10 protein-coding genes are annotated in these 10,141 nt (G+C 50.0%); 3 read left to right on the forward strand and 7 right to left on the reverse strand.

Annotation, left to right across the window (positions count from 1 at the left end; genetic code table 11):
- Window positions 1-218 precede the first annotated feature (218 nt).
- The gene (locus IBX50_RS13775) at window positions 219-506 is read right to left on the reverse strand and encodes a hypothetical protein (protein ID WP_292256744.1); all 288 of its coding nucleotides are present in this window, start codon (window positions 504-506) and stop codon (window positions 219-221) included.
- A gap of 239 nt (window positions 507-745) precedes the next feature.
- On the opposite strand from IBX50_RS13775, the gene IBX50_RS13780 reads away from it, so the two are divergent.
- Window positions 746-1,507, forward strand: a complete 762-nt coding sequence (locus IBX50_RS13780) for a poly(ADP-ribose) glycohydrolase domain-containing protein (protein ID WP_366930728.1) — start codon at window positions 746-748, stop codon at window positions 1,505-1,507.
- On the opposite strand, the gene IBX50_RS13785 is transcribed toward IBX50_RS13780, so the two are convergent.
- Both IBX50_RS13785 and IBX50_RS13790 read right to left on the reverse strand, forming a co-directional pair.
- On the reverse strand, window positions 1,496-2,506 hold the full coding sequence (locus IBX50_RS13785; protein ID WP_292256746.1) for a WYL domain-containing protein: 1,011 nt from the start codon (window positions 2,504-2,506) through the stop codon (window positions 1,496-1,498). The two genes, IBX50_RS13780 and IBX50_RS13785, sit on opposite strands and share 12 nt — an antisense overlap.
- 82 nt (window positions 2,507-2,588) lie before the next feature.
- A complete protein-coding gene (locus IBX50_RS13790; RefSeq protein ID WP_292256748.1) occupies window positions 2,589-4,868 on the reverse strand; it encodes an ATP-binding protein in 2,280 nt (759 codons plus the stop codon).
- Here IBX50_RS13790 and IBX50_RS13795 point away from each other — a divergent pair.
- Complete coding sequence (locus tag IBX50_RS13795; RefSeq protein ID WP_366930729.1) at window positions 4,848-5,255, forward strand: alpha/beta hydrolase-fold protein; 408 nt, start codon at window positions 4,848-4,850, stop codon at window positions 5,253-5,255. The two genes, IBX50_RS13790 and IBX50_RS13795, sit on opposite strands and share 21 nt — an antisense overlap.
- On the opposite strand, the gene IBX50_RS13800 is transcribed toward IBX50_RS13795, so the two are convergent.
- The 4 genes from IBX50_RS13800 to IBX50_RS13815 all read right to left on the reverse strand — a co-directional run bounded on the left by IBX50_RS13800 (window position 5,243) and on the right by IBX50_RS13815 (window position 8,997).
- Window positions 5,243-7,021, reverse strand: a complete 1,779-nt coding sequence (locus IBX50_RS13800) for a DEAD/DEAH box helicase (RefSeq protein WP_292256750.1) — start codon at window positions 7,019-7,021, stop codon at window positions 5,243-5,245. The genes IBX50_RS13795 and IBX50_RS13800 overlap by 13 nt on opposite strands.
- 15 nt (window positions 7,022-7,036) lie before the next feature.
- Window positions 7,037-7,855: a crotonase/enoyl-CoA hydratase family protein gene (locus tag IBX50_RS13805; RefSeq protein ID WP_292256752.1), complete on the reverse strand. Its 819-nt coding sequence runs from the start codon at window positions 7,853-7,855 to the stop codon at window positions 7,037-7,039.
- Between the two features lie 92 nt (window positions 7,856-7,947).
- The gene (locus tag IBX50_RS13810; protein ID WP_366930730.1) at window positions 7,948-8,427 is read right to left on the reverse strand and encodes a hypothetical protein; all 480 of its coding nucleotides are present in this window, start codon (window positions 8,425-8,427) and stop codon (window positions 7,948-7,950) included.
- 111 nt (window positions 8,428-8,538) lie between these two features.
- Window positions 8,539-8,997: a sel1 repeat family protein gene (locus IBX50_RS13815; protein WP_292256756.1), complete on the reverse strand. Its 459-nt coding sequence runs from the start codon at window positions 8,995-8,997 to the stop codon at window positions 8,539-8,541.
- A 266-nt stretch (window positions 8,998-9,263) separates the two neighbouring features.
- On the opposite strand from IBX50_RS13815, the gene yaaA reads away from it, so the two are divergent.
- On the forward strand, window positions 9,264-10,037 hold the full coding sequence (gene yaaA / locus IBX50_RS13820) for a peroxide stress protein YaaA (RefSeq protein WP_292256758.1): 774 nt from the start codon (window positions 9,264-9,266) through the stop codon (window positions 10,035-10,037).
- Window positions 10,038-10,141 lie beyond the last annotated feature (104 nt).

The following is a 10,141-nucleotide window of genomic DNA, read 5'->3' on the forward strand; positions in this document are numbered from 1 at the left end:
CACTGGATAAGCTGCGCATCGACAGTACCGTGGTGGCGAGTCATATCGCCCCACCGGCATCGCTGCTGTTGGCTTGGTTGCTGAGCGAAAGATTTACGGAGGCATTGAATGAGGTTTTCATGGTGGTATAGTTTCACCCGTGGCGGTGGTGGTTGAGACAAACCGTTCTTGCCGGAACACGTTATATTTCAACAGGATACCAAAGCCACACCCACTTTTCAGCTATGCCTCATGAATAAGGCAGGTTGACTGAGTGGCTGCAAAGCCAGTCGGTTGAATTCGGTGAAATCAAAGTCACGGCGATACCAACGCGAAAAACTTTTCTCATGGTAATGGCTATAACGGCTCAGGTTACGAAAATTGGCACGACCTCTCAGGCACAGCCACAAGGGCAAAAGCATCAGCATAAACTGGCGCTGAGGTTTTCTAACACTGGACATTTTCTGCAAAACCGTATTGACTATTTCCATGAAAGCCTGCGCTCGGGTGATGGTTGTGTTTGACAACCCCATTATCCGGGTAGCAGGCTTTCTTTAAAACTGTCCGAACTATTGCGAACTATTGACAATTAACAAGATGATTTTTTTGGAGTTAAATTGTGATCCGCTTTGGCCGTAAACTCTGTGCAACAAGCGATGCCCATAGTCGTGGATTTATGTCTCCTGCCAGCGCTGTTCGACGAAAGGTTTTAAGAGATACTGTGAATGCCTTTATATTGGCTGAGAAATCTAGGCGCTATCATCGATTGGCTGAGACAAACTTGATTGAATGGCAAAATTCGTCCCAAAATGCTCCCAAGGATACCTGCATTTTTGTTCATGCAGATGACTGGGGTGTCGTTACACAACAACTCACCCAGCGATTTGGACGGTGCTTTGCTGTATTGAACATGGCCAATGCCTTTATACCCGGTGGTGGATATGTGGAGGGTGCAGCTGCTCAGGAAGAAAACATGTACCGCAGAAGCAATTGCCATTTCAGCATCACACCCACGGACTATGATGCCCAGCGTGATCAATACTACCCGCGTATGACTCGCTTGCTGCAGGGGCATACTGGTTACGTTTATTTGGATACCCAGCATCCAAGAATCTGTATTCGTGGCCCGGAAGATCCCTCAAAACCTGATCTGGGTTATGAATGGTTAGCCAACCATGAGGTTTTTCCCTTCTATGAGTTGCGGGCATCGGCACAAGATCTGAGGGATGGGCGCAGCTTTGATGTTCTGGAAGCGCGTCGTCGTATTGCTGCACAGTTCAATACACTGCAACGCCACCAGATTCGGCATGTAGTCTTTGGTGCCTTTGGCTGTGGTGCTTTTCTCAACCCTGCCAATGAAGTTGCAGCAATATATCGCCAAGAGCTTGAGCAGCGACTGGAGCATTTTGACTGTGTTGCTTTTGCAATTCGCTCCAGCCACCCTGAGCGTGACACCTTCACACCTTTTGCTGAGACCATGCATTCACTCGGTGCTACCCTGGTTGATCAGGCAGAATCAACCATATAGGTTCTGCAGCTGATCCAGACTGTTCTTGATTTGCTCCACCCACTCTATTGGTTCATGGACACGAATGTTGGCATTCAGCCCATGAATCCACCAGAGTGTTTCCTGATCCTTCTGTACTTTCGCTGTCAGGCGTTTCCACTCAGTATCCCCTGGTAGTTCAGTGATCTCCTGATCGTTACTCAGCGGAGTTTCACTCAACAACCAGCCGACCTGCGGATGAATGTCTGCCACCAAGGTGATGAGCTCACCTTCATTAGCACCGGCAAAAGCGCCTTTGTTGATGTACTGATCAATATCAAAATTTGGGTCGATAACAGCCTTTTGTTCGCCAGCCTTGGCCTGCTGAATTCGATGCAAGGCAAACTGGCGTAAATCTTCGTAGCCATCGACTCTGGCAACCAGATAAGAACTGGAATAACGTGTCACCAAACCATGAATATGCAGCTGAAAGGTTTTCAGACTTTCGGAGGTGCGGCTTAGATACTCCACTTGCAGGCAACGCTGTTCGAGCAGTGCCGAAGTGACCTCCTTCCAGACGGATTGTGCAATAGCCGCAGGAATCAGTGTTTTGCCATTTGGAATAGCTCTTACACTCTTGAGCCAGTGGGTTAGATTGTTGTGATGCAGTTGTTCCAACACCTTACGTGCATGATTAAACTGTGGACGTAATTGATTAACCACTGCCATTGGCAACTGCCCCAGCAGCTGCTGCTCAGCCAGATAAAAGGTCAGAGCCGTAGCAGTGTCCATGCTCGGCAAATCCATGTGGATATCAGGGCTGAACGACCAGCGATAAGGCTTTTCTGTTTCATCACTGATTAATGGAAAGAGTACGGACAAACGCGAACTCAGATCTCTCTGCAAGGTTCGCTGTGTCACTTTAAAACCATGATCTTTCAGCTTTTCGATCAGATCAGAAGTGCTGATACTTGCCGGGTGACGGGGTATCAGTCTCAACAGTGTTAAGTGGCGGTAAATGGTGTCTTTCGCTTCTGACATGCGCTGACTTCCCTGTGTAGTGGGTTGATGTACAAGACTCACAAAATTGACCTTAACATGCCGCACATATTTTTTGGCGACATCATTCAAACTTTACGTGATGTGCAGCTGGCTGATCCGCAGAGTAGAGAGCTTTAACTGGGCTGCCGGGCTGCACAAACCCAATAGGCTGTTTCTGCCCTTGCTGCTGCGCTTGCATCTCAGCTTCCAGTGCCATCAGTAAATTATTGCCGCTGATGCGTCGCCCTTCCAGGTACAAACGGCGTAATGCAGTTTTCACGTTGCCGGGGCTAACTTTAAGGCGCTGCAGTCGCTCCTGCTGCAAATGATCAAGACCGGGCTCTTGTCCATGCTGCTCCCGCAAAACTTGCTCGATCAAAGCCAGCAGCTGACTGGTGCTGAGCCAGTCGAAACGCACCTTGAGATCAAACCGACGCATAACAGCGGTATCCATGGTTTCAAAACGGTTACTGGTTGCAATGAATAGCCCTTCGAAACGCTCCATCTGCACCAGCATTTCGTTTACCATGCTGATCTCCCAGCTGCGCTGATCACCAACGTTTCGCGCATGTAAAAAGGTATCGGCCTCATCTAGCAGCAGAATGGAATGGCTCTCCTGGGCCTCCCTGAACATGGCAGCCACGCGCTTTTCAGTACCGCCGACAAACATATTCAGCAAATCGCTGGCAGATTTCACCAGCAATGGACGATCCAACTGCTTAGCCAGAAACCCAGCAAAATCTGTTTTACCTGTTCCAGGGTAACCATGCAGGCATAAACGTGCATTGGTAATGCGCTGAACCTGACGCACCACACGATTCAAGCCTGGGTTAGTGTTTAACCAGTCTGGATTGTAGGCAGGGAATAAAAGGGCTTTGTTGACCGTGGTGGACTTCACCCCAGCCTGATACCAATCTTTGGGCTGAAGACGACCTTCTGCTTTGAAGCGCTGCTCTAACAGTTTTAGCATCGCCTTTTCATTTTGCAACGGTTGCTTGGTTTGCATGGTTCTCGCAAGTCTTTGCAGCTGCATCATCATGGCCGGTGTCATCCACTCAGCACCCGCCAACCACTCGATAAAGTGCGTTGTAACAGGCAGTGCTTTTAACAACTCAGTGCGCTGCATACGCAAAGCAGCAGCCTCTGGTACAGGGACTTCAAGAATCAAATCAAAGCGGCGCAAATAGGCAGGATCAATCATATCAATCTGATTGCTCAGCCAAATGGTCGGGCGCGCATTATGCTCTAGCTGCTGATTAATCCAGGCTTTGGAAGGTTTACGTTGGGCAGGCATAAACACATCTTCAATCTCATCAAACAGCACCAGCGCATTGGTTTTATTTTTCAGCAACAGTTGTCCGAGTAGTAACTGATCAATACGACGCTCCGGTAGAATCATCACACCGTCGTCATCTTCAACAGGCACTGCATGTAAATCACATTGCATCCAATGCGCCAAACTGGATGCCAGCAGCGTCTTGCCAACACCAGGAGCACCGTACAAAAGAATATTCAGCCCCGTGCGTTTTGCTACCATCGCTTCATGCAGGTGATTTCGCAACAGTTGCAGTTGAGGTACATAACTGAATGAGCGGGGAGGCAAGCTGATCGCATCAATTTTAGGGCATATCCCTTCGCACACAGCATCCAACTGTTCGCTCAAAGGTCGCTTATCAATCTGATCTAAATTGATCACGTGGTTGAGTGTTTGCAGAAAGGTTCCTGTATCAAGTGCATCTTGCAGAGTTGTCACATGCATGTTGCGCTCTATAAGCCTGAAACGGCATAAAACATGGGTTTCATGGCTGACGGAGTACAGGCTTCCTGCTTTTAAGCTGAACACTTGCTCCATCAGATTCAGGCTTCGACGGACATTGTTGGTTTTAATCTGACTACAGAGCTGGTGCAACATTTCGTGACGTGCTTTGAGCCAGATAAAAAATAACAGGGTTTCTTCAGCGGGGTTCAGACTCATGCGGGATGACAGCATTGTAGTAGCCTGGAGAAGCGCTCCATCATAGCTTTTTGTTGGTGGTTTCTGACTTTTAAGCCACTGACCCACCAGCCGAGCTTCTTCAGGGTGCCGACCCGTAATCGTTTGATGGTGGCGGTGTGCTCCACGGGGAAACCTGCGATGAGGCATATCAAATTCATCTTCCTCTGAATCTGACTGCTCCTGTTCAATACCAAACCACAGAAAAAAATCCGACCATTCGATATCTGCCTCCAGCATTTGTTGGCGCTCAGCCAGCAGAATTAAACGTGCCGCAACCATACGAGCCAGCAACAACTCCTGCTGGTCAACGGCATCCATGTCTTCCTGGTTGGGCAAGCTGGTTTTTTGAAGGGTTTTCCAGAGCATGACGTCCTCCTGAATCGTGATGATTTACAGAGCATATCGCAGAGGTGCGTCAATTTAAGTCGTACCGGCTTTTGGCCTGAATCCGTAAGCCTCAGGATACTAAGCGGTTATCTTGGCGAAAATGAAACCAACTGGCGGCAATATGATGCTTCGCTGCTGCTGGCTCAGCAAAAGTCTGATTTACCAATATTGGTGGATCAAGGTGATGCTGATCAGTTCCTTACCGAACAGCTGAAACCAGACGTTTTACAAGCCGCCAGTGCGGCCAGTGGTTCCGCACTCGAATTGCGTATCCAGCCGGGTTATGACCACAGCTACTATTTTATCGCCAGTTTTATCGAAGACCACCTGCGTTTTCATGCGCGTTATCTGAATCAAGAGGCCTGATCAGCGCGGCGATAACGCCCCTGATAATCAAATAACTTCTGCTGGATGCGCCAGTGTTTGCGGTGCATCTTGCGGGCAATAACAAAATCAGGATGGCGCAGGCGCTCAGTGCCTGCTGCTGCCTCTTCAGCAGTAGCAGGACTCCAGCCACAACCGGGTGCTTTTAAGTGATCACGCAGAAACACCTGCTCAAAGACATAACGCTGTGCTGGTGTTTCCAGTGCATACCAGTCACTGAGTTCGGTGCCATCTTCATCATGGTAGGTGACTTTCAGGCGGGGTAATCCCCGGCCATTAACACTTGCCTCCAGTGTCATGCCACTGACCCGTAACACCCGTGCATCACGCAACTGCAAGGCTTCTTTCAGGCGTTTGTCTGCATCCACCAAGGTGGCATCACAATGGGGGCAAACCCGTGCAGCAATATCGGCCTCACCCCCGCAGGCATCACAGATCCGAAACCGGAAACGGAAATCACACTGGCTGCCGGAGCCTTGATCCGATTCCAGCCACCCCTGACAACGCCGCCCAAAATGTTCCAGCACCTCACCCTCCGCCGTGGTACGCCCCCAGAAGCTGTTGGCAAAACCACAGGCCGGACAAGTCACCTGTACCAGTTGTGTATCACTGGCTGGGCGGGGTGAGTTAACTTCCGGTGCCCAGAGATCCCAGGGATTACCGGCATAATCCAATAGCAGGCAATCCTTTTTGCCAGTTTCCGGCGAAAGCCGCAGTCCACGGCCAAGAATCTGTTGATACAGACTGACGGATTCCGTCGGGCGCAGCAGAGCAATCAAATCCACATGGGGTGCATCAAAACCGGTGGTTAACACCGACACATTCACCAGATATTTGAGTTGTTGTGCCTTGAATGCACAAATGATCTGTTCACGCTCTTTGCCGGGCAAGGCTCCAGTGATCAGGGCGGTTTGTGCTGCTGGCAACAGCGAGGTCACCTCTTCAGCATGGCGCACACTGGCACAGAAGATCATCACACCGCGCCGGGTTGCTGCCCGCTGCTGGATATCTTCAACAATACCCGGTGTGACGCGGCTGGATCGAACCACCTGATCCAGTTCGTTTTCAATGTAATAACCGGAAGCCGTAGGGATCAAAGCAGAGAAGTCATAAGCCAGCATAGCCATGTCCAGGCGTACCGGCATGACCAGATAACCTTTTTTCACCATCCAGCGCAGTGGTAATTCATAAATGCAGGCTTTAAAAAAGCTCTGTTCATCACCACGAGCGGCTTGTTGTTGCAGATGACGGTGATAAATAAATCCATGCCCAAGACGATAAGGAGTTGCGGTCAGTCCGAGGATTTTTATGTTGGGATTGAGTTGTTGCAGGTGTGTGATGATTTTCTGGTAGGCGGTATCTTCACTCAGGCTGACACGATGGCATTCATCAATCACCAGCAGGGTAAAACCCGCATCATCAAAACGCGTCAAATGGCGACTGACCGATTGTACCGAGCCAAAAACTACCTGACATTCAGCATTTTTTGAGCCCAGACCGGCACTGAAAACATCTGCCTGTAATCCGTACGCAGCATATTTGGCATGATTTTGTTCAACCAGTTCTCGTACATGCGCTAGCACCAGCACCCGCCCACGAGCAAGGTGTGCCAGCTCGGCAATCACCAGGCTTTTTCCGGCACCGGTTGGCAAGCATAACAACGCTGGGTCACTGGTTGAACGAAACCACTCCAGCACCCGCTGTACGGCTTCCTGCTGGTAGGGGCGCAGTTGTACGGGTGCTGACATCGGTCTATTTTAAGCTCAGTCTGTGTTAAAAATCGGGTCACGCTTCTGCAGGTTGGCCATCACCGCTTCCATCTGATTGGGTGAACCCAGCAATCGGCGCTGCAGTTTTTCTTCCATCGCCAGGCGCTCATCATCAGTCTGGGTGTAGGAGTCACGCAGCAGGCGCTTGGTTGACTTGACCATATCCGGTGAGCGTTTGCAGATCTCTACCGCCAGCTGTTGTGCACGCTGCATGGGATCAACCGCTACTTCTGTCACCATGCCTTCCTGCAAGGCGGTTTCTCCACTGATGACTTCTGCTGTCAGTGTCATCCGCATCAGCACGTCTTCACGCACACAACCCCGAGCAGTCACACTGATACCCATATCCGGGATAATGCCCCAGCGCCCTTCCATCACCGACAGACGCGCCTCTGGGTGAGCAATACGCAAATCGGCTCCCATAATCATCTGCAAACCACCGCCATAACAATAACCTTCCACCACTGCAATCACCGGAACCTGCAAGGATCGCCAGCCAAGCGCCAGATGCTGAACCTTGTTATGCGGGTAACCATCGCAACCACTCAGCAGCCACTGGATATTTTTTGGATCGGACATCACACCCGCAACATCCAGCCCGCTGCAGAAACTCTGCCCACTGCCGGACAGAATCACAACACGCAAGTCACGGGTATTATTAAGGGTGGATAAAACCTCCAGCAGCGCAGTGATCAAATCCATATCCAGGCTGTTGTGTTTATCCGGGCGATTCAACACCACCTGTGCAATGCCATCATTCAGTGATAACAGTACACGGGGTTGTGTTTCTTGATCGGTGGGAGGAGTGGTCATTAAAGAAAGCCTCGGGAGATTAAGTGGGTCGAGACAGTCGAGACTAGGGAAACTGCAGCAGCAAGTCAAACGAGTGTTTTTTTACTGCAGATTTAGCAGCCAGAAGTCAGACGAAAAGTACGTTGCAACATATAAGCATCATCCGCAGCACGATGGCGCACCAGTTGCAGCTCCTGCAGCACCTGCTGTTTCATTTTTGCCCAGGAGGCCAGCTGTTGTTCATTCAACAGCTTATTGAGGGTATCCACCCGAAACTTTTGCCGACGACTAGCCTGATCAAAAAGCAGCGCAACCCAGCTGCTGTCAAAACCCCAGCTATCACTGTAAACAGTTAAGCCTTCCAGCTCTGCATTCAGCCAGTCAGCCACTTCTACAACAGACAAACCTTCCTGCTGCAGCTGTTCTCGACTGATGCCATGAACCGCTTCTGCTTCGGTATTCCAGTGGATCCATTCAGGCTCTGGCCGTATCAGGCGGGCAGCGGTTGTTCCATCAGGGCGGGCAAAGCCAACTTCGATGGGATAACTTCCACGACCAAAGCCAGAGGCTTCAACATCTATAATGAACGGCATGACCATTCAGGACCCTTGTCTTGTAAATCACAACTGGCAGCAAAAGGATGAGATTCCGACCTTACCAGCAAATAGTGAGCCAGTTTACTGCAATAACACAAGAGGGGACAATCAGGCTGCCTGATCCCAGTAGCTGGCTTTTTCGGAACTGGCGGGCAAGTTAAGCTCACCTTGTCGATAAGCCTGAGCAAGACGTTCACAGGCCAGAGGATGTCCTTGTTGAGCAGCACGTGCATACCAGGTGACAGCATTGGAGTCACTTTGCACAAAAGGAGCCATACCTTTTTCGTAGATACCACCCGTTAACCACTGCGCCTCAGCATTGCCCTGCTGCGCAGCTTTTAACAGATATTCAGCGCCCAGCATCCGCTCCCGGTTGGTGAGACCATCCTGCAATAGTCGTTGACCAAACACCAGCAGGGTACGCTGATGGCCAAGACCTGCTGCATGATGCATCAATCCCCGTGTCATGTGCCGAAGAAGCTTCAGTCCCGGTTTGCAGGCCAGCTTGTAAAAGCGGTCAGCCAGTGAGAACTCCAGACTTGCCAGCAACTGATTGGATGGTGACATATACAGGAAAACCTCTTGATGGAGTGTTACCAGAAGTATCGGCTAACATCTCCCAAGTGCGTAAAGTGTGCGGATTGTAATCATCTTGAAGGCTTTTGATAAGGTATTTTTGATATTTTATAGCAGCGATATGCCCAACCAAGCACCAATAAAAGGCAAACTCCAGCCATATCAATCACTTTGCGCCGATACGGTGCTCTTCTGCGGCTGGTATAATTGCAGCAATTATTTCACTTTGACCACCCTTAATCTGGAGCACCCTTGATATGCTCAGTCTGATTTCTCCTGCCAAGTCGCTTGATTTTGAGACCCCGGCACCTAGCCACCTGAATACCCAGCCCTGTTTTCTGCAGGAAGCTCAGGAGCTGGTTGAACAGTTAAAGCCCTTATCACCTCAGCAGCTCAGTGATTTGATGGGCATTAGCGACAAGCTGGGCACATTAAATGCGGCTCGTTTTGAACAGTGGTGCCTCCCCGTCACACTAGAGAATGCCAAAGCAGCAGTGCTGGCTTTTACCGGTGATGTTTACACGGGACTGGATGCCACAAGCCTGGATGATGAACAGCTGAGTTTTGCACAGGAGCATCTGTGTATTCTTTCTGGGCTGTATGGTTTGCTGAAACCCATGGATTTAATCCAGCCCTACCGACTGGAAATGGGCACTGCTTTTAATAACAAACGCGGCAAGGATCTTTATAGTTTCTGGCGTCCACTGATAGCCGAGCAGCTCCAGCAACAATTACAAACCCAGACACAACCAGTGCTGATCAATCTGGCATCACAGGAGTATTTTAAGTCGGTGGATACGTCCCGTCTGAATGCCCGCATCATCACACCGGTATTCAAGGACTGGAAAAATGGGCAGTACAAGATCATCAGCTTTTATGCCAAAAAAGCGCGCGGCATGATGTGTCGTTACCTGATCAGCAACAGGATTGATCAACCCGATGGTTTAAAGGATTTTGATCTGGGTGGTTACAACTTCTCTGCCAGTATGAGTGAAGGGGATAGCTGGGTTTTCACCCGTAAAGAAGTTTGAGTCCTATATAAAGCAACAGGCACCTCAGGGGTGCCTGTTTGTTCAGCAGGATCAGCTTTCGACCTGCTCAATCCCCTGAATCAGCCAGGGTGCATCGGTCTGAC

The organism is Marinospirillum sp., from assembly GCF_014859565.1.